1 protein-coding gene is annotated in these 608 nt (G+C 64.3%); it reads right to left on the reverse strand.

Going from position 1 to position 608, the window contains the following annotated elements:
* A partial coding sequence (locus MKK65_RS22335; protein WP_243960261.1) for a hypothetical protein occupies positions 1 to 242 on the reverse strand: 242 nt, incomplete at its 3' end.
* Between the last annotated feature and the right edge of the window lie 366 nt (positions 243 to 608).

Genomic DNA, 608 nt, shown 5'->3' on the forward strand with positions numbered 1-608 from the left:
TGCCTAAGAGGGATCTGGCCGCTGCGCTCAGGAAGCAGTTGAGGACGACCAAGGTCCGCATGGCAATTGTCAGCCATATCATCCCCGAAACCAGACAGGCCGGAGACCACCCAACCCAGCCGTTCAGAGGCGCTGGCCAACGCGACCGAAGCTGGCCGAAAGCAGCCTGTCCGCTTCGGAGAAGGTCGGTCGGAAAAGCGGCCATCCTGCTTACGACCCAACCCAGCCACCCGGACCGCCATCGGCGCTTCTCCAAAGCAGCCGTTCGTCAGCACTCCGGCAACTTCGGCACAGGGTGGTAAGCGGCCTTCGGCGCCGCAGCTGAAACCGGACGTTCGTGCCAGCAGCAATTGGTCTGATTTGGGTGCACCCACAACGAATTGCCGCCGATCGCTCCGATGGGCATACCGAAACCGAACCGGCTCGACCGGCTGCTTTGGGTGGAGGAGGTGGATTTTGTTCCCGGAACGCGCAACTCGCGGCTATCAGGCCCTATCACCGGCCGTGATCGACCGCCGGTCCGGAACGGAACCGCTTGCGTGATCGAGACGTCCCGACGACCTGTCGCCCCCGGTGCTCTCGCGCAAGAGGACCCGGGGGGAGCGCCG

This window comes from Methylobacterium sp. J-001 (assembly GCF_022829565.1).
Lineage (GTDB): Bacteria > Pseudomonadota > Alphaproteobacteria > Rhizobiales > Beijerinckiaceae > Methylobacterium.